Annotated in this window: 25 protein-coding genes; 10 read left to right on the top strand and 15 right to left on the bottom strand. The window is 59.6% G+C overall.

The genetic code is table 11. The features are described from left to right. Window positions 1-175: 175 nt before the first annotated feature. Window positions 176-1240 (bottom strand): PA0069 family radical SAM protein, encoded by a 1065-nt coding sequence (locus AC1DKH_RS06715; RefSeq protein WP_477797777.1) that lies wholly within the window; start codon window positions 1238-1240, stop codon window positions 176-178. Window positions 1241-1459: 219 nt separating this feature from the next. On the opposite strand from AC1DKH_RS06715, the gene AC1DKH_RS06710 reads away from it, so the two are divergent. The 3 genes from AC1DKH_RS06710 to AC1DKH_RS06700 all read left to right on the top strand — a co-directional run bounded on the left by AC1DKH_RS06710 (window position 1460) and on the right by AC1DKH_RS06700 (window position 3150). Continuing rightward, complete coding sequence (locus AC1DKH_RS06710) at window positions 1460-1762, top strand: hypothetical protein (RefSeq protein WP_056726732.1); 303 nt, start codon at window positions 1460-1462, stop codon at window positions 1760-1762. Window positions 1763-1847: 85 nt separating this feature from the next. Then, the gene (locus tag AC1DKH_RS06705; RefSeq protein ID WP_477797776.1) at window positions 1848-2396 is read left to right on the top strand and encodes a hypothetical protein; all 549 of its coding nucleotides are present in this window, start codon (window positions 1848-1850) and stop codon (window positions 2394-2396) included. A gap of 109 nt (window positions 2397-2505) precedes the next feature. After that, window positions 2506-3150, top strand: coding sequence for a phosphatase domain-containing protein (locus tag AC1DKH_RS06700; RefSeq protein WP_477753445.1), 645 nt, complete (start codon window positions 2506-2508; stop codon window positions 3148-3150). A 41-nt stretch (window positions 3151-3191) separates the two neighbouring features. Here the strand turns inward: AC1DKH_RS06700 and AC1DKH_RS06695 are convergent, their stop codons facing one another. Together AC1DKH_RS06695 and prlC are read right to left on the bottom strand one after the other, a co-directional pair. Next, a complete protein-coding gene (locus tag AC1DKH_RS06695; protein ID WP_477797775.1) occupies window positions 3192-3479 on the bottom strand; it encodes a YheV family putative zinc ribbon protein in 288 nt (95 codons plus the stop codon). Beyond that, window positions 3476-5527 carry an oligopeptidase A gene (gene prlC / locus AC1DKH_RS06690; RefSeq protein ID WP_477797774.1) on the bottom strand — a complete coding sequence of 684 codons (2052 nt, stop codon included), beginning with the start codon at window positions 5525-5527 and terminating at the stop codon, window positions 3476-3478. The genes AC1DKH_RS06695 and prlC overlap by 4 nt, the downstream gene beginning before the upstream one ends. 88 nt (window positions 5528-5615) lie before the next feature. Between prlC and AC1DKH_RS06685 the strand changes: the two genes are divergently transcribed. Both AC1DKH_RS06685 and AC1DKH_RS06680 read left to right on the top strand, forming a co-directional pair. After that, window positions 5616-6161 (top strand): gamma carbonic anhydrase family protein, encoded by a 546-nt coding sequence (locus AC1DKH_RS06685; RefSeq protein WP_477797773.1) that lies wholly within the window; start codon window positions 5616-5618, stop codon window positions 6159-6161. Between the two features lie 26 nt (window positions 6162-6187). After that, entirely contained in the window at window positions 6188-6838 is a 651-nt protein-coding gene (locus AC1DKH_RS06680) for an HAD family hydrolase (RefSeq protein WP_477797772.1), read from the top strand. A gap of 123 nt (window positions 6839-6961) precedes the next feature. On the opposite strand, the gene AC1DKH_RS06675 is transcribed toward AC1DKH_RS06680, so the two are convergent. From AC1DKH_RS06675 to AC1DKH_RS06635, 9 genes are all read right to left on the bottom strand, one after another. Continuing rightward, entirely contained in the window at window positions 6962-7585 is a 624-nt protein-coding gene (locus AC1DKH_RS06675) for an ABC-type transport auxiliary lipoprotein family protein (protein ID WP_477797771.1), read from the bottom strand. Beyond that, the gene (locus tag AC1DKH_RS06670) at window positions 7582-8520 is read right to left on the bottom strand and encodes an MlaD family protein (RefSeq protein WP_477753450.1); all 939 of its coding nucleotides are present in this window, start codon (window positions 8518-8520) and stop codon (window positions 7582-7584) included. The genes AC1DKH_RS06675 and AC1DKH_RS06670 overlap by 4 nt, the downstream gene beginning before the upstream one ends. 1 nt (window position 8521) lies before the next feature. Beyond that, window positions 8522-9325 (bottom strand): ABC transporter ATP-binding protein, encoded by an 804-nt coding sequence (locus AC1DKH_RS06665; protein ID WP_477759764.1) that lies wholly within the window; start codon window positions 9323-9325, stop codon window positions 8522-8524. Further along, window positions 9322-10470 (bottom strand): ABC transporter permease, encoded by a 1149-nt coding sequence (locus AC1DKH_RS06660; RefSeq protein WP_477797770.1) that lies wholly within the window; start codon window positions 10468-10470, stop codon window positions 9322-9324. Before AC1DKH_RS06660 ends, AC1DKH_RS06665 begins: the two co-directional genes overlap by 4 nt. 53 nt (window positions 10471-10523) lie before the next feature. Then, window positions 10524-11552 carry a DUF5924 family protein gene (locus tag AC1DKH_RS06655; protein ID WP_477763121.1) on the bottom strand — a complete coding sequence of 343 codons (1029 nt, stop codon included), beginning with the start codon at window positions 11550-11552 and terminating at the stop codon, window positions 10524-10526. A gap of 176 nt (window positions 11553-11728) precedes the next feature. After that, window positions 11729-13105 carry a M16 family metallopeptidase gene (locus AC1DKH_RS06650; protein WP_477797769.1) on the bottom strand — a complete coding sequence of 459 codons (1377 nt, stop codon included), beginning with the start codon at window positions 13103-13105 and terminating at the stop codon, window positions 11729-11731. Between the two features lie 56 nt (window positions 13106-13161). Continuing rightward, entirely contained in the window at window positions 13162-14820 is a 1659-nt protein-coding gene (locus AC1DKH_RS06645) for a Na/Pi cotransporter family protein (protein WP_477753455.1), read from the bottom strand. Window positions 14821-15119: 299 nt separating this feature from the next. Beyond that, window positions 15120-15887 carry a TerC family protein gene (locus AC1DKH_RS06640; protein ID WP_477763119.1) on the bottom strand — a complete coding sequence of 256 codons (768 nt, stop codon included), beginning with the start codon at window positions 15885-15887 and terminating at the stop codon, window positions 15120-15122. 85 nt (window positions 15888-15972) lie between these two features. Next, complete coding sequence (locus tag AC1DKH_RS06635; protein ID WP_477754524.1) at window positions 15973-17280, bottom strand: CitMHS family transporter; 1308 nt, start codon at window positions 17278-17280, stop codon at window positions 15973-15975. Between the two features lie 366 nt (window positions 17281-17646). Here AC1DKH_RS06635 and AC1DKH_RS06630 point away from each other — a divergent pair, with 366 nt between their 5' ends. Next, window positions 17647-18048: a GFA family protein gene (locus tag AC1DKH_RS06630; RefSeq protein ID WP_477754525.1), complete on the top strand. Its 402-nt coding sequence runs from the start codon at window positions 17647-17649 to the stop codon at window positions 18046-18048. Here AC1DKH_RS06630 and AC1DKH_RS06625 read toward each other — a convergent pair whose 3' ends face one another. Then, window positions 18049-18375, bottom strand: a complete 327-nt coding sequence (locus AC1DKH_RS06625) for a DOPA 4,5-dioxygenase family protein (protein ID WP_477754526.1) — start codon at window positions 18373-18375, stop codon at window positions 18049-18051. Window positions 18376-18461: 86 nt separating this feature from the next. Between AC1DKH_RS06625 and AC1DKH_RS06620 the strand changes: the two genes are divergently transcribed. After that, window positions 18462-19124 (top strand): NAD(P)-dependent oxidoreductase, encoded by a 663-nt coding sequence (locus tag AC1DKH_RS06620; RefSeq protein ID WP_477754527.1) that lies wholly within the window; start codon window positions 18462-18464, stop codon window positions 19122-19124. Here the strand turns inward: AC1DKH_RS06620 and AC1DKH_RS06615 are convergent. Further along, complete coding sequence (locus AC1DKH_RS06615; RefSeq protein ID WP_150728139.1) at window positions 19121-20071, bottom strand: choline sulfate utilization transcriptional regulator; 951 nt, start codon at window positions 20069-20071, stop codon at window positions 19121-19123. The genes AC1DKH_RS06620 and AC1DKH_RS06615 overlap by 4 nt on opposite strands. Window positions 20072-20185: 114 nt before the next feature. Here AC1DKH_RS06615 and betC point away from each other — a divergent pair, with 114 nt between their 5' ends. From betC to AC1DKH_RS06600, 3 genes are all read left to right on the top strand, one after another. Next, window positions 20186-21700, top strand: coding sequence for a choline-sulfatase (gene betC / locus AC1DKH_RS06610; RefSeq protein WP_477797768.1), 1515 nt, complete (start codon window positions 20186-20188; stop codon window positions 21698-21700). Between the two features lie 16 nt (window positions 21701-21716). After that, a complete protein-coding gene (choX, locus tag AC1DKH_RS06605) occupies window positions 21717-22637 on the top strand; it encodes a choline ABC transporter substrate-binding protein (protein WP_477797767.1) in 921 nt (306 codons plus the stop codon). Between the two features lie 151 nt (window positions 22638-22788). Next, the gene (locus AC1DKH_RS06600; protein ID WP_477797766.1) at window positions 22789-24357 is read left to right on the top strand and encodes a SulP family inorganic anion transporter; all 1569 of its coding nucleotides are present in this window, start codon (window positions 22789-22791) and stop codon (window positions 24355-24357) included. Window positions 24358-24488: 131 nt separating this feature from the next. Here the strand turns inward: AC1DKH_RS06600 and aroE are convergent, their stop codons facing one another. Further along, window positions 24489-25310, bottom strand: a complete 822-nt coding sequence (aroE, locus tag AC1DKH_RS06595; protein WP_477797765.1) for a shikimate dehydrogenase — start codon at window positions 25308-25310, stop codon at window positions 24489-24491. Window positions 25311-25312 lie beyond the last annotated feature (2 nt).

Below are 25312 nucleotides of genomic sequence, written 5' to 3'. Positions count from 1 at the left end.
AAAAACATCCAGGCCAAACATCTCGACCCATCAGTCACTCGATGAACAAGGTAGCGGCCGAATCTTAATTGAAACTGAATAAAACGCTCTAGGACGCGTGTTCCAGGTCACAAAAAACGTGACCAGCCTAAGGCGTGAGCGCGATCTTCAGTACTCAACCATAGGCCAATTGTCCTCAAATCAACGACATTTGGCGACCGGGCGGACAAAAGGCTTCGCAGTCCAGATTGAACCCCTCCCGGTGATTGAGCCCCAGCCGTTTGATCGCTTTGGCAAAGCGCTGCGCCAGCAGGTCCGCAAACGGGCCTTCACCGCGCATCCGCGCACCAAAGCGGCTGTCATAAAGCTCGCCGCCACGGCTCTGGCGAATCAGGCTCAGCACATGCGCCGCCCGTTGAGGGTAGTGGGCCGCCAGCCATTCCTCGAACAGGGGCGCCACTTCAAGTGGCAAGCGCAGCATCATGTAAGCGGCGCTCTGTGCCCCGACCGCATGGGCCTCGGTGAGCAGGTTTTCGAGTTCGCTGTCGTTGATCATCGGAATCATCGGTGAACACAGCACGCCCACCGGGATGCCTGCATCGCGCATGACCCTGATCGCCCGCAACCGGGCCTTGGGCGCTGCGGCGCGCGGTTCGAGGATGCGCTTGAGTTCGTCGTCCAGGGTGGTCAGGCTGATCATTACCGCAACCAGTCTTTGGCTGGCAAGCTCGGTCAGCAAGTCCAGGTCGCGAAGAATCAGCGATCCCTTGGTAACGATGGTTACCGGATGGCGGTAGCGCAGCAACACTTCGAGGGTTCGGCGGGTGATTTGGTATTCACGCTCAATCGGTTGATACGGGTCGGTGTTGGAACCCAGATTGATCGGTGCGCATTGATAACCACGTTTGGACAGTTGCTCTTCCAGCACATCCACGGCGTTGGTCTTGGCGATCAGCTTTGTCTCGAAATCCAGCCCCGGCGACATGTCCCAATAGGCGTGACTGGGGCGCGCATAGCAATAAATGCAACCGTGCTCGCAGCCGCGATAGGGATTGATCGAGCGATCGAAGGGCAAGTCCGGCGACGTGTTGCGGGTAATGATGGTTTTCGCCGTTTCGATGCGCACCTCGGTGCCCTGTGTGAGCGGTACTTCCTGGTACCAGCCGTCGTCCTCAACCACCGAATGGCTGGGGGCAAAACGGTTGTGCGGGTTGGTTGCGGTGCCGCGGCCGCGGCCGCGAGGGGGTAGTGAAGTGGTCATCGACGGACCCTCTTGACTGTATATTCATACAGTACACGAAAGCGTCGCTAGCGCCCAGTACCGTTCGGCCTGCGATTCGATGGCAGATCGCTCAGCTGATAATTAACACGCCAGCCGCAAACTAACGAAACATATAGCGCGTGGCTGAATTCAATACCAAATCGTATATTCACCTCTCCTGCAACGCCACCTACACCTAACCAATAAAAGGATTTATTGATGTCTTTTTTTAATCAGCGCGGTATCTTCCTCCAACTGATGCAACCGAGCCTTTCGGAGCCCAATACAGTTGTTTCTCTGCAACTGGCACGCAAGGAACTAAGCTGGGATGCCGATAACGAAAAGCAAGTTGAAGCACTGGTGGACTCGGTTTTTTTCAATGCCGTTTCCTCTGACGGCGGTAATTCTTTCAGCATCAGGGTCGTTGGAAAGGATGTAGACGGTGACGGTGACGTCGATGCCGACGACAAAGCCAAGCTACAGGCGCTGGCAAAGGCTTATGCCAGTATCGTCAATCCCTGAGCCCTGACTTTTCAATCACTGGAAAGCGCTATTGCCGAATGCATGCGGGCTCCCGCATGCATTCCAGACAGCCACGAGAATAAAAATGTCCACGCCCATAAAAACCGGTGCTTATCTACAACAAATAGAAACGCCGGAAGATGTGCAGGTAGTTATCAAGCTAATAAGGGCAGGCGAGTATCTGAACAAAACAATGGGGCAGTTCGCTGATGCTCTCGCGACTGCTCCATCCGTGACACTCCATATAAAAGACGACGGTAAAACTTTAAAGCTCGATTTTGACCCGTGGTCCGACATTAATGTTACCCCAGACAATAGTATCGACGAAAAGGACAATGCAGCTCTTACGGAGCTTGCACTCGCTTTTTATCATCAACAAATAATTGCTCCTGAGGGCATAGCGTATCTTTATCGTCTTCCCGCTGAACCACCCGAGCTTCGAGTAGATGTTGAGGTCTTCGACATTGATGAAGAGGATCACCAACTGTATAGCCTCGGTGTGTACGAGACCAAATCTGCGGACTCCGGCTCGCCTTTTGAAGGTAGTGAGCGCAACCCTGAAACTGGACAGGTGTTTGACTATGGGACCGCACTGAACGAGTTGCTCAAAACATTCATCAAACTGAAACTGTAACCCGAGCGCGGACTTCACGATTCTTTGACGGTCCGCTCACAGGCCTTTGACCGTGCATGACTAATCCTTGCCACCATCTTCCCGTCCCTTTCTGAACGGTCGCTCAAGCATGCCTTTACCACGTTTTTTATCTGCAATATGCCTGTCGCTGGTCGCACTCGTTAACCTGACATCGGCACTTGCTGACGACAGTGTGATGCACCGTCCGGCAGACTGGGCTCAACCGGTAGAGAAGCAATACAACCTCTTCCAGATGTCGCCGACGCTCTATCGCAGCGCCTTGCCGGACAAGGGGGCGGTGCCGCTGCTGGAGACACTCAAGGTCGGGACGGTGATCAACTTCCTGCCTGAAGCGGACTCCAGTTGGTTGTCTACGCCAGGCATCACTCAAGTACAACTGCCTTATCGCACCAACCATGTGGATGACGCCGATGTACTCAAGGCCTTGCGCGCCATCAAGTCTGCCGAAGCCAAAGGCCCGGTGCTGATGCATTGCAAACACGGCTCCGACCGTACCGGCCTGATGGCGGCCATGTACCGGGTTGTCATCCAGGGCTGGACCAAGGAAGAGGCCCTGAACGAAATGACCCAGGGCGGCTTTGGTGACAGTACCCACTTCAAGGACGGCATCCGCTACATGATGCAGGCCGACGTCGAAAAACTGCGCACGGCCCTGGCCAATGGCGATTGCAGCACCAGCCCGTTCGCCACGTGCTCGATGAAGAGCTGGTTCAAGTCCGCCCATATTGAATAAAAAAAGCCCCCGCTGCATGGCGCAAGGGGGCTTTTTTTCACTCAGTGCTGTTCGTCCGGCTTTTTCTTCAGTTTCGGGTTCGGGAAGAACTGAACCGCCTGAACCTTGGTGCCGGCTGGTTTGAGTGCGCTGGTATTAACCCGCGTACCCAACTCCTTGGGCACCGATAGCCCTTGTTCATTGAGCGTGTCGGAGTAACCGCAGGCCACGCACTCACGGTGCGGGACCTGGTCTTCATTCCACATCATCAATTTGTCCGGCTCGCTGCATGCCGGGCAGACCGCCCCGGCGATAAAGCGTTTTTTCGTAATCACAGGTCCCTCACTCATGCTGCCGCGTCCTCACTCAGGCCGCTGTGGCGCAAGAGTGCGTCAATTGATGGCTCACGACCACGGAAGTCGACGAACAGCACCATCGGTTCCTGGGAGCCGCCACGGGCCAGGATTGCTTCGCGGAAGGCGCGACCGGTGTCGGCGTTGAGCACGCCTTCTTCTTCGAACTTCGAAAATGCATCGGCGGACAGCACTTCAGCCCATTTGTAGCTGTAGTAACCCGCGGCGTAACCGCCAGCGAAGATGTGCGCAAAGCTGTTGGGGAAGCGGTTGTAGGCCGGTGGACGCATCACCGAAACCTCGTCGCGCACGCCTTCGAGCACTTGCAGCACGCTGCGGCCGTCGCCGTGGGTGGCGTGCAGTTCGAAGTCGAACAGCGAGAACTCCAGTTGGCGGACCATCATCAGGCCGGACTGGAAGTTTTTCGCCGCGAGCATTTTCTGCAGCAGGTCCTGCGGCAGTGGTTCGCCGGTTTCATAATGACCGGAAATCAGCGCCAGACCTTCCGGCTCCCAGCACCAGTTTTCCATGAACTGGCTTGGCAGTTCGACCGCATCCCAGGCCACGCCGTTGATGCCGGACACGCCAGCATGCTCGACGCGGGTCAGCAGATGATGCAGGCCGTGACCGAATTCATGGAACAGGGTGGTGACTTCGTCATGGGTCAGCAGCGCAGGCTTGCCGCTGTCGGCCGGGGTGAAGTTGCACACCAGGTTCGCCACCGGGCTTTGCAGCACGCCGCCAGCCGTGCGGCGACGGTCGCGGGCGCCATCCATCCAGGCACCTCCGCGCTTGTTGGCGCGAGCGTACAGGTCGAAGAAGAAGCGACCGACGTGCTGGCCGTTTTCCTTGATTTCAAACAGGCGGACATCCGGGTGCCAGGTGTCGAAGCTTTTGAGCTCGGCGATTTCGATGCCGTACAGGCGCTGAACAATGGCAAATAGACCACTCAACACCTTGTCGATCGGGAAGTAGGCGCGCAGGGCTTCCTGGGCCACGCTGTAACGCTGCTCACGGAGTTTTTCACCGTAGAAACCGCTGTCCCAACTCTGCAGATCCGGGCAGCCTTGTTCGGCGGCGTAAGCCTTGAGCTGCTCCAGATCCTGGGCGGCGAACGGCTTGCTGCGCTTGGCCAGATCGCGCAGGAAACTCAGTACCTGATCGCTGGATTCGGCCATTTTGGTCGCCAGGCTCAGCTCGGAGAAACTGCTGAAACCCAAGAGTTTTGCCAGTTCCTGACGCAGGTCGAGGATTTCTTCCATGACCGGGCCGTTATCGTTCTGGCCGGCATTCGGGCCTTGGTCCGACGCACGGGTGCAGTACGCCGCGTAAACTTCTTCACGCAATGCGCGGTCCTGGGCGTAGGTCATCACCGCGTAATAGCTCGGGAATTCCAGCGTGATCAGCCAGCCATCCAGGTCCTTCGCCTGGGCCGCGGCGGCCATTTGCGCCTTGGCGGAATCCGTCAGGCCGGCGAGGGCGGCTTCATCGGTGATGTGTTTCGTCCACGCCTGAGTGGCGTCGAGTAACTGGTTGGAGAAACGGCTGCCCAGCTCGGACAGCTTGCTTTGCACTTCGGCGTAACGCTTCTGCTCGGCTTCCGGCAGGTCGATACCCGACAGACGGAAGTCACGCAGGGAGTGTTCCAGGATAGTTTTCTGCGCCACCTCGAAACCGGCCGCTTCCGGGCTACTGGCCAGGGCTTCGAAGGCCTGGAACAGTTCGCGGTTCTGGCCCAGCTCGGTGGAGTAGGCGCTCAAGGCCGGCAGGCACGACTCGTAGGCTTCACGCAGTTCGGCGCTGTTGCACACGGCATTGAGGTGGCTGACCGGGCTCCAGGCGGCGCCCAGGCGATCGTTGAGCTCGTCCATCGCCAGCACCAGGCCGGCCCACGTTGGCTGTTTGGCCTGGGTCTTGAGGATCTCGACGATGGCGGCACGGTTGTCAGCCAGGATCTGTTCAATGGCCGGTTGTACGTGTTCGGCGCGGATGGCGGAGAACGGCGGCAGGTCGTAGGACTGCAAAAGAGGGTTGTTCACGCTCACGGTTGATACCTTGGCTGGAGAAACATGCAGTCATCTTAATTACAATCGACGCTCACCGCAGCTATCAGCAACAGAGAGAAACCCTATCGTGAACCTTCGCAAGTATCAGAACCACACGCCGCTGCTGGGTAAAGGCGCTTTTGTCGACGGCTCGGCGGTGGTGATCGGCGACGTTGAAATTGGCGAAGACAGCTCCATCTGGCCGCTGACAGTGATTCGTGGCGACATGCACCGCATCCGCATCGGCGCGCGCACCAGCGTGCAGGATGGCTGCGTGTTGCACATCACCCACGCCGGGCCGTTCAACCCGGATGGCTTTCCATTGCTGATCGGCGATGACGTGACCATCGCCCACAAGGTCATGCTGCATGGTTGTTCGATAGGCAGCCGAGTGTTGATCGGCATGGGCAGCATCGTCATGGACGGCGCGGTCGTCGACGATGATGTGATCATCGGTGCCGGCAGCCTGGTGCCGCCGGGCAAGCATCTGCAAAGCGGCTTCCTGTATGTGGGCAGCCCGGTGAAGCAGATCCGCCCGCTGACCGACAAGGAGCGCGCCTTTTTCACCTACAGCGCAGCGAACTACGTGAAGCTCAAGGACCTGCATCTGGCCGAAGGTTACGACCAGCTTTGACCCGGCACTCTTATTCAGGATTCAACATGCATTACCAAACCGTTTTGTTCGACCTCGATGGCACCCTGACCGACCCACGCGAAGGCATCACCCGCTCTATTCAATTTGCCTTGAGCAAACTAGGGATCGATGAGCCGGACCTGAGCAAGCTCGAACACTTCATTGGCCCGCCGCTGTTGCAGGCGTTCATGCAGTTCTACGATTTCGACGAGCCGAAGGCGTGGGAGGCGGTGAATTTCTACCGCGAGCGCTTCAAGGTCACCGGACTCTACGAAAACCGGGTGTTCGATGGTGTCACGCCGCTGCTGGAAACCCTGAGCGGGCAAGGCCGACAGCTGTATATTGCGACCTCGAAGCCGTGGGTGTTCGCCCGGGAAATCGCCCGGCATTTCGACTTTGCCAAACACTTCAAGGTGATTTACGGCAGCGAACTGGATGGCACCCGGACCAACAAGGTCGAGCTGATTGCTCACCTGATGGCCGAAGAAAACCTGGACCCGGCCAACACCCTGATGATCGGCGACCGCAAGCACGACCTGATCGGCGCACGCAGCAACGGGCTGGACGCGGCAGCGGTGGGTTACGGGTTCGGCAGCCACGAAGAGTTGAGCGCCGAAGCGCCGGCGTATCATTTTGAAACGCTGGTTGAACTGCATCAGGCGTTTTTGCAGCGCTGATACGGCCGACACAAATCAACTGTGGAGAGCTTGCTCGCGATAGCGGTGTGTCAGGCACAATGATTGTGAATGTACCTCAGTCATCGCGAGCAAGCTCGCTCCCACAGGGGACTGCGCAGGCTTTCAAGGTCTGGGTGGCGGCGCCAGCCTCTGCCCTTGCTCAACCGCCCAGTTCACCACCTGCGTGGTCAACTGATCGTTCGCCTGACCGAACCCGACCACCACAGCCGGGACCTGCACATCGCTGAGTGGCTGGCGCACTTCAAAGCGGCGGCTGGCGAGGATGCGCTGGTCGTAACTGCGCACCAGCAATGCATCCAGACGCACGACCGTGCTGGCATTCGTGCCCTGGTATTCAGTCTGGAACGCCTGCAGGCTGCCGCCCAATTCAAGATCGGTCTGGAAAATGCTGTCATCGGTGCTCAGCAACGGCACCCGTCCGTCATGCTGGAAACCTTCCAGCAGGCGATTGCGCACCAGCACCGGCGTCGGGTCGCTCCAGCGTGAACCCTTGTAGTGGCTGATCACATCGCCCTGAGGAATCACGGCAATATTCGGACTGTTCAACGCTTCGCTGGACTGGAACTTGCTCAGGCGCAGCGACCAGCGCTGCGGCGTGCCATGGCTGGCCGATGCGCTCTGAGCCGACGGCAATCGATAGACTTCGAAGGGCTCGGGCTTGGGCAGGATCGAGCACGAACTGATCAGCGTGAAGCCAGCGAAGAGGGCAATCCGAATCAGCTTCATGGCGTGAATTCCTTGGTCTTTTCACTGCCCAGCAGGTAACCGCTGGGGTTGGCTTCCAGGCGTGTGGTAATGGTGCGCAACGAACTCAGGGTTTCGCGCATCTCACGCACCGCCGGGCCCAGGCCATTGAGGCCTTGCATGCCGCTGTTGAGAGAATCCTGATTTGCGGTGATCAGTTTGTTGAGGGTGCCACTGCTCTCCTGCAGCGACTTCATCGCCTGCTCGGCGCTGCCCAGCGCTTCCTTGCCATGTTCGTTGAGCAGCCCGTTGGCATTGCGCATCAACGCCGTGGTCTGCTCCAGCATGGTGTTGGCCTGCTTGCCCACCGAGGCCAGTTGCTGCATGGCCTGGCGGATATCGCCGCGCTGCTCGGCAATGGTCCCGGTGGTTTGCTCCAGATGCTCCAGGGTGTTGCTGATGCGCTCGATGTTTTCCGTGGAGAACATCAGGTTGGCGTTATGCATCAGCGTGGTCACCCCGGCCATCAGGTCCTCGCTGTCATTGAGCAGGCGGGCGATGGGCGAGGGCAAGGCGATAATGGTCGGCAGGTTGCCGTCCTTGCCCTTGAGCGTCGGGCTCTGAGGCGTGCCGCCACTGAGCTGGATGATCGAGGTCCCGGTGACCCCGGTCAGGGCCAGCTTGGCATTGGTGTCTTCCTTGACCGGGGTATCGCCGGCCAGGCGAATTCGCGCCAGTACCCGGCGCGGGTCTTTCGGGTCCAGGCGCAGCGAGATCACGTCGCCGACCTTGATCCCGCTGTACTGCACCGAACTGCCCTTGGACAAACCGCTGACGGCCTCGTTGAACACGACTTCGTAGTCCTTGAACTCGGTGTCGACACTGGACTTGGCCAGCCACAGGCCGAACAGCAGCGCGGCCGTCACCACAATCACCGTGAACAGGCCGATCAATACATGATGGGCTCGGGTTTCCATGTCAGACCTCGTTGAGCTGTTGGGCGGCCGTCAATGCCGCGCGGCCACGAGGGCCATGGAAGTATTCGTGAATCCACGCATCGTTGGTTTCCGACACCTTGTCGATGGCGTCCGCCACCAGCACTTTTTTCTGCGCCAGCACCGCCACCCGGTCAGTGATGGTGTAGAGCGTGTCGAGGTCGTGAGTCACCAGAAAGACACTCAGGCCCAGAGCATCGCGCAGGGTCAGGATCAATTGGTCGAACGCAGCGGCACCGATCGGATCGAGGCCGGCGGTGGGCTCGTCGAGAAACAGGATGTCCGGATCCAGCGCCAATGCCCGGGCCAGCGCGGCACGCTTGATCATGCCACCGGACAGCGACGAGGGATACTTCTCCGCCGCCGACAGCGGCAACCCGGCCAGGGCCATTTTCACCGCTGCCAGGTGCTCGGCGTCGTTGCGGCTCAAGCCGGCGTGTTCGATCAGCGGCAGGGCGACGTTCTCGGTTACGGTCAGCGAAGAGAACAGCGCGCCTTTCTGGAACAGCACGCCGAATCGCCGCTCCACCAGCGAACGCTCGTGTTCGGACAAGGACGGCAGGTTTTTCCCGAAGACTTTCACCACGCCTTCGCTGGGCTGGCGCAGCCCGACAATGCTGCGCAGCAGTACCGATTTGCCGCTGCCGGAGCCGCCGACCACGGCGAGGATCTCGCCTTTGTACAAGTCCAGGTCGAGGTTCTCGTGCACGCTCTGGCGGCCAAAGCGGTTGCACAGTCCACGGACTTCAATCACCGCCTCGGAGGGCGCACGGGGGACACGACTCACCAACCCATCTCCATGAAAAACATCGCGGCTATCGCATCCATCACGATCACCACGAAAATCGACTGCACCACGCTCGACGTGGTGTGGGCGCCGACGGACTCGGCGCTGCCACTGACCTTGAAGCCTTCAAGACAACCGATGGCAGCGATAAGGAAGGCGAAGACCGGGGCTTTGACGATCCCCACCAGAAAGTGCTGAACGCCGATGTCCGTTTGCAGTAGCGACAGGAACATCGCCGGCGAGATATCCAGCGCCAGCGCGCAGACCACGGCACCGCCGATAATCCCCGACAGCATCGCCAGGAAGGTCAGCATCGGCAGGGCGATCAGCAACGCCAGGACCCGCGGCACCACCAGCAACTCCACGGGATCGAGACCCAGGGTGCGGATGGCGTCGATTTCCTCGTTGGCCTTCATCGAACCGATTTGCGCCGTGAACGCACTGGCGGTGCGCCCGGCCATCAGGATCGCAGTCAGCAACACACCGAACTCGCGCAGGAAGGCAAACCCCACCAGGTCCACGGTGAAGACGGTGGCGCCGAAAGTGGCCAGCACCGTCGACCCGAGAAACGCCACCACGGCGCCCACCAGAAAAGTCAGCAACGCAACGATGGGGGCGGCGTCGAGACCGGTCTGTTCGATATGGGCGATCATCGGTGTGACGCGCCAGCGCTTGGGACGGAACAGGCCGCGGACGATGGTTTCGATGATCAGGCCGACGAAACCCAGCAGTTGCAGGGTGTCCTGCCAGACGATGTCCACAGCGCGACCAATGCGGGTCAGCAACTGAATGGTAACGCTGACTTCCGGCTCCTTGATCGGTATGCAGAAATCGGTCAACGAGCAGTAGACGGTTTGCAGCAACGCCCGATCGGCGGCGCAGAGTGTGCAATCAGGATGTTCGGCGGAGCGGCCAAGGCGCTCGGAGCCGAGCAGCTCTACCAATAGCGAGGCGCCGGCGGTGTCGAGGGCGCCGAGACCGTTGAGATCGATGGGGGTGTTGGCGTCGTACTGGCCGTGGAGCTTTTCGCTCAACAGTTTGAGGTCAGCGTAATGGGTAAGCGTCCAGTCGCCCGTCACCCGCAACCGCGCAGGGGTAAGCGACGTGTCTAATCGGGCGTTGCCGGCCATCGTGCTGCTGATCATAAGCTCCGTGCTTGTTCAGTGATTACGCAGCCTACGTAATAGCACGAACCGGATTACTTTTCTTTGATCGCTGTGCTGTCCGTGACTTTGAAGCGCAGCACGCCGATGACCTGGCCATCTTCGGTCAGCACCCGAACCTGCCATTTGCCAGCCGGGTTGCCCGGGAAATTCTGCTTGTGGGTCCAGGCCCGGTAACCTTCCTTGCGCCCGCCGTGAATATCCAGAGGAATGCGGTCGACCTCTTTACCGTTGAACTGCCAGACGTGATAAATCCGCTCGTCCAGGCCACGCGGGGCGTTGATCGCGGTGTACGCGTAGAGCCCGCCATTGCGTATCTGTTCGGCACTGACTTCTTCGAGGCTGGCACCAGGCGTGCGGTCCTGCATTTGCGTGCTGATGGCCACGTCGGTCATCCACAGCGTCGCCGGCGGCACCCACGAGCGCAGCTCCCAACCGACGACGCCAATGCCCAGGGTGATACTCAAAATCGCCAACGCACTGCGTATGGTACGAATCGGGAAGATCGACGCCAGGCTCGGAAACGACAACAGCACCGAGATGCCCAGCGCCCATTTGAAACTTTGTGCGGTGGTCAGGTGCATGATCACCGGCAACGCAGTGAGCAGGGCGGCGAACAGGGTCAGGGTGTGCAGGGCCAGAAACGCCCAGCGCCGTGGCGCCAGCCACTTGTAGTAGAGCGGGTCGATGATCGAAATCAGCGCCGCGACGCCCAGCAGCCCAGTGAAAACCAGCTGGCCGCTGTTCCACGTCGTGGTGATGAAGAAGAACGGCAGGACAAAGAACAGGCTTTCCTGATGGATCATCTGCGTTGCATAGCGCAGCAACGGTTCCGGAATTTCGCGCTTGAAAATGCGCGTGAACAGCTTGGTCAGACTGTTTTCCAGCATCAGCCAGATCCAGCTGATCAGCATGATGGTGGTGATCCAGCTCGCCAGGCCTTGCTGGCGATCGACCAGAATGAAACTGCCCACCCCGGAGATGAAACCACCAAGTGCAATAACCCCAGGGTAGCGCTTCATCAATTCGAGGATGCGCTGTACGAATAGGGTCAGGTTTTGCATTCGGCGGTTTCACAGTAGTCGTAGGAAAAAACCTCGACAGGGTACCGTTGGTGCGGCGCTGTGGCGAGGGGTCGTTCAGCCTGACCGAACATAAAACCCGGTGAGCAGACAGAAGATCAAATGTGGCTAGGGGGCTTGTCGGATCGCCACAGTTAGTCACTCGCCAGATGGAATGATTACTGTCGGCGGTGCAAACGCCAGCCCAGCAATATCAGTACGATCAGCCCCGCCACACCGACCGCCAACCACATCAACTGGTCATAGCTGAACAGCGGCTTCTCGATCCGCAAATACCCCGGCTGCAACAGCAGCTCACGCACGGCCTTGTTCGCCTCTTCCAGCGTCACCCCTTGCAGCTCACGGGCCGGGTCGGTGAAGCGGCCGTCCTCGTAATCACCGATGGCGCTCCAGTAGTAGTCGGCCAACGCGCTGTTGCCTTGTACGGCCCAGGCCTGACGGGCAATCGCGGCCTGTTTGAGGCGGTTGAAGGTGTCGGCATTGAGGCCGTCCTTGAGCAGTCCGGCCTTCAAGTCATCGAGCACTTGTTCGGCCGCGAGCACGTCGTCGCGTTCAAGATCGGCATTGAGGCTCATGAAACCCACGCCGCCGAACACCTCGCGTTCCGCCCACGGGCCGTAGGACAAAGCGTGAGCCAGGCGCAGCTGCCGATAGAGCGCCCAATCCAGGTAGTCCTTGAGCAAATCGAAGGTTTGGTCGTGCCCGTCGTCCAGCACCGGCTCCGGCACCAGCCAGTGCAACTTGGCGCTGTTGCCGACCAGACCGTGGGTCAAGGTGCGCTCATGGGCGGCGCTGGCCTGGATTTGCGGCAGCGGCGGATGCTCGCCAGGCGTAATCGCGTCCAGCGCGCCGTACGCCCGCTCCAGATAGGCCGGCAGCAACTTGTCGAGGTCGCCGACCACGATCAGGGTCATGTTGTTCGGCGCATACCAGTCCTTGCGCACCTGCTCCAGTTGCTCATGGGTCAGATCATCGACTTGCGCACGCTCCGGGCACTTGAGGCCCAGCTCCACGGCCAGTTGGTTGCTAGCCGTGTGGCCGAGGTCCTGACGATCGAGCCAGCGTTGCAGGTGCGAGTAGTGGCCACCGTCTTCACGCTCGACCACTTGCTTGGCCGCGTGGATGGCGTTGTCGTCGAAACGGGTCTGGGTCAGCAGCGCCAGCAGCAGGTCGAGCACCTTGCGCTGGTTTTTCGCCGGCGCTTCGATGACGAAAGTCGTATCGGCATTGCTGGTGAAGGCGTTCCACTCACCGCCCAGGGCCTGCATGCGTTCTTCCAGGCCACCTTCGCCACTGGCGTCGATGCCGCTGAACAACAGGTGTTCCAGCAGATGCGGCAATTCCTTTTCTTCGCAATTGAAATCGTCCAGGCCAACGCCGACCACCAGCCGGATCGCCACATGCCCGCGGTCAGTGCCGGGTTTGAGTAGCAACTGCAAACCGTTGCGCAGGGTGTAGCCCTCGACCTGGAAGCGATCCAGGGCCAGCGACGGAAAAGAACCAAGCAACAGGCAGGCGAACAACAGGCAACGCATAACAAGCTTCCGTACGGCTAGCGTGAGTTCAACAGACTTCAAGTAACTGTGGACGTTCAGGGTGAATGCGTAATGTCAGTCAAATCGTCGACCACCAGCGCGCCGGTGTCTGATGTTTCCAGCACCACGTAGGCACTGCTGCAAAACAGCGAATTCAGACGCTTCATGTCGGCGATCAGCTCCAGGTGCAACGAACTGGTTTCGATACTCTGCACGATTTTACGTTGCAAACGGCTGACATGAGCATGGGCCAGGCGCCGCTCCTGTGCACGGAAACGACGTTTTTCACGCACCAACTGGCGAGCGCTTTCCGGGTCGGCGCTGAGAAACACCGACATCCCGAGTCGCAGGTTGGAAATCAACTGCGTCTGCAACCCGGTCAATTCGTCCAGCCCGACTTCGGAAAACGACCGGCGCTGCGAGGTTTTCTGCTGCTGGACCTTGCGCAGCATGCGTTCGATCAAATCGCTGGCGAGTTTCAGGTTGATCGCCAGTTCGATGATTTCCGCCCAGCGCCGACTGTCCTGATCGCTGAGATCTTCCCGGGGCATTTGCGCCAGATACAACTTGATCGCGCTGTAGAGCGCTTCGACATCGTCAGTCAGGCGGCGCATTTCCTGGGTGACGGCGGTTTGCTTGCCGCGCAACACGTCGAGCATGGCTTCGAGCATGTTGTCGATCAGGTCGCCCATGCGCAGGGTTTCCCGGGCCGCGTTGGCCAGCGCCAAACCGGGCGTGACCAACGCTGTGGGGTCAAGGTGCCGGGGCTTGGCCGTGCCGTTGGCCTGCAGGCGCTCCGGCAGTACCCAGGCACAAAATCTGGCCATCGGCCCGACACTGGGCAGCAGGATCAGACAGCGCACGGTGTTGTAGAGCAGGTGAAAGCCGATGACCATTTCCTGAGGGCTGAAGTCGAGGCCATCGAGCCAGCGCACCAGCGGATCAAGTACCGGAATGATCAATAAAAGACCAATCAGTTTGTACAGCAGGCTGCCCAGCGCCACTTGCCGCCCGGCGGCGTTCTGCATGCTGGTGCTGAGGAAGGCGAGTACGCCGCTGCCGATATTGGCGCCGATCACCAGCCCGATGGCCACCGGCAGGCTGATCACGTTGGCGCCCGCCAGAGTCGCGGTGAGCAACACTGCGGCCAGGCTGGAATAGGAAACCATCGCGAACAGCGCGCCGACCAGGGCGTCGAGCAGGAGGTCGCCGGTGAGCGAGGCGAAAATCACCTTCACCCCTTTGGCATGGGTAATCGGATGCGCGGCTTCGACAATCAGTTGCAGCGCCAGAATGATCAAGCCCAAGCCAATGGCGACACGGCCCATCTGCCCGAGTCGGGTCTGCTTGCGCGACAGAAAGAAAATCACCCCGGCAAAAATCAGCAGGGGCGACAACCACGACAGATCGAACGTCAGCACCCGCGCCATCAGGGCCGTACCGACATCGGCACCGAGCATGGTGACCAGTGCCGGGGTCAGCGCCATCAGGCCCTGGCCGACAAAGGAAGTGACCAGCATGGCGGTGGCGTTGCTGCTCTGGACCATCGCCGTCACGGCGATCCCGGAGACGAAAGCCAGCCAGCGGTTGGACATGTTATGGCTGATGACATGGCGCAAATTGGTGCCGTAGACCCGCAGGATGCCGGTTCGGACGATGTGCGTGCCCCAGATCAGCAGGGCCACGGCAGAAAGCAAATTGAGCAGGGTGAGCATAATGACCCCCTGTGGTGTAGCGCCCCAATGGAGCAAGTTGACGGTACCGCGCGACGTTCTACGTTCTGTACTTAAGCTGTAGTTGGCTAACGGTCTGCGCGCCAGCATCGCATAGCCAAAGAAGGGATTGAAACAAAACTGTCATGAAATCCCGTTCATGCAGACATGAAAAATGGGCCCGAAGGCCCCGATTTTAAGTAGGAGCGAGCTTGCTCGCGATGGTCGTTAACGAAAACGCGTGTTTACGAGGTAAACACGGAGCGCTCGAGTCCATCGCGAGCAAGCTCGCTCCTACAAGGTTACTGGCCCGGAATGTCCTTGCGCAGCTTTACCGGATCCTGCTGTTTCTTCTTTTTCGCGATGGCAGTGCGCATCCTGATGTTGATCGCTTCCACCGCCAGCGAGAACGCCATGGCGAAGTAGACGTAGCCTTTTGGCACGTGCACGTCGAAGGATTCGGCAATCAGCACCGTACCGACGATCAACAGGAACGACAGCGCCAGCATCTTCAGCGATGGGTGCTTGTCGATGAACTCACTGATGGTGCCAGATGCCCACATCATCACCAGTACCGCCACGATGATCGCCGCGACCATGACTGGTACGTGGGACACCATGCCGACCGCGGTGATCACCGAGTCCAGGGAGAACACGATGTCGATGATTGCGATCTGGATGATGGTGTAGAGGAAGTTGCCGCCCTTGCCCGAAGGTTCGTCGTTGCTTTCATCTTCACCTTCCAGCGCGTGGTACATCTCTTGCGAGCTTTTCCACAGCAGGAACAGACCACCGAAGAACAGGATCAGGTCGCGTCCGGAAATACCCTGGCCGAAGACTACGAACAGGTCCGCCGTCAGGCGCATGACCCAGGTGATCGACAGCAGAAGCAGGATTCGCGTGACCATGGCCAGCGCCAGACCGAAAATCCGGGTGCGCGCCTGCATGTGCTTGGGCATGCGGCTGACCAGGATCGAAATCATGATGATGTTATCGATACCCAGGACGATTTCCAGGGCGGTCAGGGTGAAGAAGGCAACCCAGATTTCAGGGTTGGTCAGCCATTCCATGTGTATTCCTTTGAGCAATTGTTAAACCACAACGGGCCCGGGCTTCAAACAGCGAAGCCTGGACCCGAAGTGGTGAGTCTTGGGCTTATAGAGTGCTGAACACCGGGAAAGTCCCCAACAGCAATGCAGCAATCAGTATGCAGGTACAAACCAGCACTGCCCACTTGAGGGTGAAGCGCTGGTGGTCACCGAAATCGATGCCGGCCAGGGCCACCAACAGGTAGGTCGATGGAACCAGCGGGCTCAACAGGTGGACGGGCTGACCGACGATCGAGGCACGTGCCATTTCCACCGCGGTTATACCGTAATGGCTGGCGGCCTCGGCAAGAACCGGTAACACGCCGTAATAAAATGCATCGTTCGACATGAAGAAGGTGAACGGCATGCTGACCAGCGCCGTGATCACCGCCAGGTACGGGCCGAGGAAATCCGGAATCACCGCCAGCAGGCTTTTCGACATGGCATCGACCATCCCGGTGCCGGTCAGGATACCGGTGAAGATACCGGCCGCAAAGATCAACCCGACTACCGCCAGAACGCTACCGGCGTGAGCCGCCACGCGATCCTTCTGCTGTTGCAGGCAAGGATAGTTGACGATCATGGCGATACTGAACGCCACCATGAACAGCACCGGCAACGGCAGCAGGCCGGCGATCAGGGTGCCCATCAGGGCCAGGGTCAGGGCGCCGTTGAACCAGATCAGGTTCGGACGACGGGCATCCGGGAACTGCGAAACGCTGATTTCGCTGTGGTCGATTTCATCACCCACCAGGTGCAGTTCACCCAGGCGAGCACGTTCACGCTTGCCGTAGAAGTAGGCGATGACCAGGATCGCCACCACACCGGCCAACATCGCAGGAATCATCGGTACGAAGATGTCGGACGGGTCAACATGCAACGCACTGGCAGCGCGAGCGGTCGGGCCGCCCCATGGGGTCATGTTCATCACGCCACCGGCGAGGATGATCAGGCCGGCCATGATCCGCGGGCTCATGCCGATACGGCTGTAGAGCGGCAGCATGGCAGCCACGCAGATCATATAAGTGGTCGCGCCGTCACCATCGAGGGAAACGACGAGCGCCAGTACGGCGGTGCCGACCGAAACTTTCAGCGGGTCGCCCTTGACCAGTTTGAGGATCTTGCGCACGGCCGGGTCGAACAGGCCGGAGTCGATCATCAGGGCGAAGTACAGAATAGCGAACATCAGCATCACGCCGGTTGGCGCAAGTTTGGTGATGCCTTCGAGCATCATCGGGCCGATCTTCGGCGAAAAACCGCCGAACAGGGCAAAGATGATCGGAATGATGATCAGGGCGATCAGCGCGGACAGGCGCTTGGTCATGATCAGGAACATGAACGTGATGACCATGGCGAAGCCAAGGAAAGTCAGCATGGGAATACTCCAGGCGTAGCGCGACTAGGGAATGGGCAGATCGGGCGGGATCAGCGCAGAACGGGAAGCACGAGACGTACGGGCGGAGTTACAGCGAAGTGGCGGGTAGAAGAGGACATCAGAATCACCATTGTTGTTGTTAAATGGGCTGTGCGAGCAATAAAACGCTGGCATTGGCCAACCGGTCTGTTGCCGGTAGTGGGGGCGATCCTAATCGGGGAAGCTTTCAGCCAGCTTTCGAGAATGAAAGCGTTGACCGGAAGTACAACCGGTCGTCGGATTGGGACAATGAGGTGTAAATCGGGTTGAGGCCTTCGCAAGCAGGCTCGCGAAGACGTCAGTCAATCCACGTCAGGAGGAAACAGCATGGTCGAAGTTCACACCGGCGGCTGCCACTGCGGGCAACTGCGCTATCAATTCAGCGGGCCGCCGCACGACATCGCCCACTGCCATTGCTCGATTTGCCGGCGGGTCAGCGGCGGCATCGTGACCACCTGGATCACCGTGCCAGCATCAGCCTTTCAATGGCTGGCCGGGACGCCATCGCGGTACGATTCTTCATCCACCTGTGCGCGATATTTCTGCGGCCACTGTGGGGCGCAACTGGCGCTGGTGACGCACCTGAGCCCGGAAAGCATCGACCTGACCATCGCCACCCTCGACCATCCCGAGCAAGCACCGGCCGAGCGGCACATCTGGACCGACAACCGTTTGCCATGGCTGCACCTGGACGAACATTTGCCCGGCGAGGCTGGAGAAACACTCTGATCAAAAAATAGACAGGTCCAGCGGACGAATAGCGCCCATCCAGATCGCGTGCTCGGTGTGGTCAAGCAGATCGTTGCCGGTGTCCGGGTGCAGAAATACCACCAGACCCTTGCGGTTCAGCGCCAGCCACGGCAGCACGTCGCCCAGCACCTGCGGCTCGAACGCCAACTGGCAGCTCCAGTCCGGGTGCGGACCGACCGGGCGTTCGTGCACGCGACCCATTTTCAGTGGAAACAAACGCGCCGCCTGTTCACACAAGGCCCGCGCCTGCCCGATCGTGCTGGCATCGAAATAAACGTGGGCGTGGTAACCCGTGATCTGCTGCATCTGAACCCCTCTGAAAACTGTTCGAACCCTCGCCGGTTCCTGCGGGTCAAACATCATATAGGCGCTGGAAAACAGGAAGCCCAGCCATGAAAAATGCCGAAACCCCCGTCGTGAAAGTGGTGCTGTATGGTGCCATGAGTAGCCTGGGCAGTGCGCTGATGGCTGAAATGCTGCGGCGCCAGCATGAAGTGATCGCAATTCTCGATGACCTCAATGCACTGGCACCCCGTCCGGGGCTGCGCACCAAGACTGGCGATCTGTTCGACGCGCAACGGGTCAAGCAGAGTGTGGCCGGCAGCTCCGTGGTCATCTGTTTACTGGACGCTCCAGGCTTACCGTTCAACAGCGAACACGTAGAAAAAACCATCGTACCGGGCCCAGTCGAGCAGGTGCTGGCAGTGGATGCACTAATCGATGGCATGCAGACAGCAAACATTTCCCGATTGTTTCTGGTGGGTGATTTCGACGTGCTGGACGATCCGGAAGTCGAGGACAGCTTGCAACGTCACGCCGCCGAGGAAATCCGCGAGGCACTGCAAAGCAGTCCTTTGAAGTGGACGCTGGTTAACGAACCGCGCGGAGTACCGGGGCTGACCATCGAACATTTTGCCGAAATCGGTGGCAACCTCGAGCCGCGGTTGGCCGAACCGCTGGAACGGCTGGCCCGCACCGCCGTGGGCATTGCCGATGAATTGCACTTGAACCTGCACATCCGAGAGCACGTCAACTTCATCGCAACCGACAGCTAAACCGCAATGGACGGCAGCGTCAGGCCGTTGAGCGATTGCGCACTGCTGGCCTGCTCGGCCATCAACCAATCCACAAACTGTTGAATTAACGCTCCGCGTCTTTTGCGCTGGGGCAGCACCACGTAGTAACCCAGCCTCGACATCACCGTTTCGCCGATCGGTCGGCACAACAATCCTTGCGCCAGCAAGTTATCCACAAGGTGCCGCCAGCCAATGGCTACGCCCTGGCCGCCAATCGCCGCCTGAATCAACAAAGTGTAATTGTCGAAGCGCAACTGCCCGGGCGCCGGGGGCGAGGTGATGCCCAGCTCGCGGAACACACCACTCCAGTCGAACCAGTTACTGCTGTGTTCCCCACGCAGGTGCAGCAACGGAAACTCCAGCAATGCCTGGGCCGGCAAGGGCAGGGGACGTTCGCTCAACAACTGCGGGCTGCATACCGGAAACACTTCCTCGCTGAACAGCCAATGGCTCTCACCCTGCTTGAAGCGGCCATCGCCGAACAGCACCGCCACATCGATATCGGTACGTAGCATGTTATGGCTGCGTTCACTGGTGACCAGGCTGACATCCACTTGCGGATTGGCCGCGTGAAAGCGGTGCAAACGCGGCATCAACCAATAGGCGGCGAAGGCAAAATCCGTGGCCACCTGCAGCACTTCATGCTGTTGCTGTGCGCTGATTGCGCTCAATCCTGCGTCTATGTTCTGCAAACCGAGCTGAACCTGCTCAAAAAGTATCTGCCCGGCCTCAGTCAACTCGATACCGCGATAAATACGGTCGAACAGGCGTGTCGCCAGTTGTTCTTCCAGGCGCTTGATCTGCTGGCTGATGGCCGGTTGCGTGGTGCCCAGTTCAACCGCCGCCGCGGTAAAGCTGCGCTGACGGGCAGCCGCTTCGAAGGCGCGAAGCAGATCCAGTGACAGGTCACCAAGGGCGTCATACATAAGCTGTACTTATCCTAGTCATTGCCGTGCATGGGCTTTACCGCAAGGTGCTGGGGTTTCATTCTCGAAGCCAGCACTCTCGCATAAACATCCACTATGGAATGCCGCGATCACATGAAGCGCAAGAACATTCTTTTCATCATGGCCGATCAAATGGCCGCGCCAATGTTGCCGTTCTACGGCCCATCGCCCATCAAACTGCCTCATCTCAGCCGCCTCGCCGCACAAGGCGTGGTGTTCGACTCCGCTTATTGCAACAGCCCCCTGTGCGCGCCGTCGCGTTTCACCCTGGTCAGCGGCCAGTTGCCGAGCAAGATCGGCGCCTACGACAACGCCGCCGATTTCCCCGCCGACGTACCGACCTACGCCCACTACCTGCGCCGCCTCGGCTACCGCACTGCCCTGTCGGGCAAGATGCATTTCTGCGGCCCGGACCAGTTGCACGGCTACGAAGAACGCCTGACCAGCGACATCTACCCGGCCGACTACGGCTGGGCGGTGAACTGGGATGAACCGGACGTGCGCCCGACCTGGTATCACAACATGTCGTCGGTGCTGCAAGCCGGCCCGTGCGTGCGCACCAATCAGTTGGATTTCGACGAAGAGGTGGTGTTCAAGGCCCAGCAGTTCCTGTTCGACCATATCCGCGAGGATGGCAACCAGCCGTTCTGCCTGACTGTTTCGATGACTCACCCACACGATCCGTACACGATTCCCAAGGCTTTCTGGGATCTGTACGACGATGCCGATATCCCGCTGCCTACAACCCCGGACCCGCATGCCCTCGATCCGCACTCGCAACGTCTGCTCAAGGTCTACGACCTGTGGGACAAGCCGCTGCCTGTGGATAAGATCCGCGATGCCCGCCGTGCCTATTTCGGCGCGTGCAGCTATATCGACAGCAACGTCGGCAAACTCCTGCAAACCCTCGAAGATACCGGGCTGATCGATGACACCATCATCGTGTTTTCCGGCGATCACGGCGACATGCTCGGCGAGCGCGGCCTCTGGTACAAAATGCACTGGTATGAAATGGCCGCACGGGTGCCGCTACTGATAAGCGCACCGGGGCAGTTCGGCGCTGGTCGGGTCAGCGCCAGTGTTTCCACGGCGGACCTGTTGCCGACCTTCGTCGAACTGGCCGGCGGCTCGCTGGAACCGGGCTTGCCGCTGGACGGCCGCTCTCTGGTCCCGCACCTGCAAGGGCAGGGCGGCCACGACGAGGTGTTCGGCGAATACATGGCCGAAGGCACCATCAGCCCGCTGATGATGATCCGTCGCGGTGCCTACAAATTCATCTACAGCGAAGACGACCCTTGCCTACTCTTCGACGTACACAACGACCCTAGCGAACTGGAAGAACTCAGTCATTCGCTGCAACATCACCATCTTTTCGACGATTTTCTTGCCGAAGCGCGGGCCAAATGGAACATTCCGGCGATTCACCAGCAGGTGCTCGCCAGCCAGCGGCGTCGGCGCTTCGTGGCCGAGGCACTGACCCTCGGCAAGCTGAAGAGCTGGGATCACCAGCCACTGGTGGACGCCAGTCAGCAGTACATGCGCAACCACATCGACCTCGACGATCTGGAGCGTAAAGCACGTTATCCACAACCCTGCCAAAACCAATAATGTTAAGGGGAAGTCCATGCAAAGGTTATCCACAGTACTGACGGTCGGGCTCCTGACTCTGGGCAGTGCATCGGCGTTTGCCGATCAGAGTTGCGAGACAGTGAAAATGGCCGACCCGGGCTGGAGCGACATCGCCGCGACCAATGCCATCACCGGGTTTCTGCTCGACGGCATGGGCTACAAGGCCAAGGTCGACACCCTCGCGGTGCCGATCACCTTTGGCGGGCTCAAGGATGGCCAGGTCGATGTGTTCCTGGGTAACTGGATGCCGGCGCAGCAGGGCTTCTATGACAAGTTCGTCGCCAACGGCGATGTCACGCAACTGACGAAGAACCTCGACGGCACCGAATTCACCCTCGCCGTTCCGGACTACGTGTGGGACGCGGGTGTGCATGACTTTGCCGACCTGAACAAATACGCCGACAAGTTCGACCGCAAGATCTACGGCATCGGCTCCGGCGCGCCGGCGAACATCTCGCTGCAAGAGATCATCAAGAAAAACGATTTCGATATGGGCCAGTGGAAACTGGTCGAGTCCAGCGAGCAGGCAATGCTGGCAGAAGTGTCCCGCGCGGTGAAAAAACAGAAATTCGTGACCTTCCTTGGCTGGACCCCACACCCGATGAACGTGCAGCTGAAAATGCACTATCTGAAGGGTGGCGAGAAATACTTCGGCGACACCGGCAGTGTGCATACCCTGACCCGTAAAGGTTATGCACAGGCCTGCCCGAACGTTGGCAAACTGCTGACCAACCTGAGTTTCACCCAGGACATGGAAAACAGCATCATGGCCGAGGTGGTGAACAAGAAAGTCAGCAATGCCGACGCGGCCAAGGCGTGGATCAAGGCCAACCCGGCGGTGCTGGATAAATGGCTTGATGGGGTGAAGACGGTGGATGGCAAGGATGCGTTGCCGGCGGTCAAAGCGAAACTGTAAGGTTCGAGAACGCCATCGCGAGCAGGCTCGCTCCCACAGGTCCGCGCACTCCCTGTGGGAGCGAGCCTGCTCGCGAATCGATTTATGCCCTTGCGCCATTACATCTGACACACCACCCTGACGCATTTACAGTCATTCACCGAGAGGCCCCATGGCCCTGCCAAGCCGCCATTCACTCTTCCCCTTCCTCACCTGGCTACCCCGGCAAACCCGCGCCAGTGTCGGTCGTGACCTGATCGTTGGCCTCAGCGGCGCAATTCTCGCGCTGCCGCAATCCATTGCCTACGCACTGATTGCCGGCCTGCCGCCAGAATACGGCCTGTACGCGGCAATCATCCCGGTGTTGATCGCTTGTCTCTGGGGCTCGTCGTGGCATCTGATCTGCGGTCCTACGGCGGCCATCTCGATTGTCTTGTACGCCAGCGTCAGTCCTCTGGCCGTTCCGGCGTCGCAGGACTACGTCATGTTGATCCTGTTGCTGACGTTTCTTGCCGGCCTCTTTCAGTGGCTGCTGGGTTTGCTGCGGTTTGGCGCCCTGGTGAATTTCGTCTCTCACTCGGTGGTGCTGGGTTTCACCCTGGGTGCTGCCGTGGTGATTGCCATCGGTCAATTGCCTAACCTGCTGGGGCTGGACTTGCCCAGCCAGGCCACCGCGCTGGACAGTTTCATCACGTTGCTGCGCCATCTAGGCGAAATGGACAAACCTTCGCTGGCGCTGGGGCTGGCGACGGTGGTGGTGGGCGTGATCCTCAAGCTGTGGTTGCCACGCTGGCCGACGCTCTTGATCACCCTGATTCTCGGCGGTTTGCTGGTTTGGCTCTGGCCATCAATGTTTGGCCATGTGCAACTGGTCAGCGCCTTCACTGGCAAACTGCCGCCCTTCAGTCCGTTGCCGCTGGACCTCGATCTGATCCTGCGCCTGCTACCCAGCGCGGTAGCGGTCGGAATGCTCGGGCTGGTCACCAGCCTGTCGATTGCCCGCTCGATTTCTGCACGTTCGCAGCAATTACTCGACGCGAATCAGGAAGTTCGTGCCCAAGGCCTATCGAACATCGTCGGTGCGTTTTTTTCCGGCTCGCTGTCGGCCGGCTCCTTCACTCGCTCTGCCCTGAGCTATGAAGCAGGGGCCTGTTCGCCACTGGCCGGGGTTTTTTCGGCATTGTGGGTGGCGCTGTTTGCGATCTTCGGCGCGAGCCTGATCGCGCACATCCCGATTCCGGCCATGGCCGGCAGCATTCTGTTGATCGCCTGGGGACTGGTGGACCATCGCGGCATTCGCGCGTTGTTGCGGGTCAGCCGCGCTGAGTTCGTGGTCATGGCGCTGACCTGCGTCGCCACGCTGCTGCTGGAACTGCAGACAGCGATCTACGCTGGCGTGCTGGCCTCGCTTTTTTTCTACCTCAAGCGCACATCGCAACCACGGGTGCAGCATGTGCGAGATGGCGAGGAGGACATTCTGCGGGTGGGCGGTTCGATCTTTTTTGGCGCCAGCCATTACCTGCAAGTGCGCCTGCAACGCATGCACGGCGCGCGCGTGGTGATCGAGGCGCAGCAGATCAACTTCATCGACTATTCAGGGGTGGAAATGCTGCATCAGGAAGCGCGGCGCCTGCTGCGCCAGGACCGCAGCCTGACCTTGCGCCGGGCTCGGCCGCAGGTGGTGGAAGAGCTGAGGAAGCTGGAAGGGGCGGAAAAATGCCCGATCCGGTTTGAGGATTGAAACACCGCTCTCTGTAGGAGCGAGCTTGCTCGCGAAAAACCTGAGAGCGCAGCTGGGCATCTGGTTTTGCGCATTATCGTTCGCGACCTTCGTCGGAACGCCGCCCGGAGCAAGCTCGCTCCTACAGTAGGTTATAGGGCCAATTGCCGGCGAAGTTCAGCCAATACCGGCGCAGTATCCGGGCGTACACCGCGCCACAGGAAGAACGCCTCCGCCGCTTGCTCGGCCAGCATGCCCAAGCCATCCATCGCCACCGCCGCCCCGTGTTCGCTGGCCCAGCGGCAGAACGAGGTCGGTTCCTTGCCGTACATCATGTCGTAGCACACTGTTTTGCCCGGTTCGATCAGGCTGGGCGCAATCGGCGGCACATCGCCCGTCAGGCTCGCGGAGGTCGCATTGATGATCAGGTCCACTGACTCCTGCAACCAGTCGTAGCCACTGGCCGAGACCGGCCCCAGATCGCAGAACAGTTCCGCCAGCAACTCGGCCTTGTCCACCGTGCGGTTAGCGATGATCACCGATGCCGGTTGCTCGGCCAGCAACGGCTCCAAAGCACCGCGCACCGCGCCGCCAGCGCCGAGCAACAGGATGCGTTTGCCCTTGAGGCTGAATCCGGCGTTGACCGTCAGATCGCGCACCAGCCCGGCACCGTCGGTATTGTCGCCCAGCAGACTGCCATCGGCCAGTTTGCTCAGGGTGTTCACCGCTCCGGCCCGTTGCGCCCGCGCCGTCAGGCTGTTCGCCAATCGATAGGCTTCTTCCTTGAACGGCACCGTCACATTGGCACCCCGACCCTCGAGGAAAAACGTCCGGGCACAGGTGGAAAAGTCGTCGAGTGGCGCCAGCAGCGTGTTGTAGTCCAGCTTTTGCGCGGTCTGCTCGGCGAACAGACGATGGATCAACGGCGACTTGCTGTGGCCAATCGGGTTACCGAATACGACATAACGGTCCATCA

It is taken from the genome of Pseudomonas sp. 05L36 (assembly GCF_056398125.1).
Note: the sequence above shows the minus strand (reverse complement) of the source record. Positions and strands in the feature narration are given on the sequence as shown.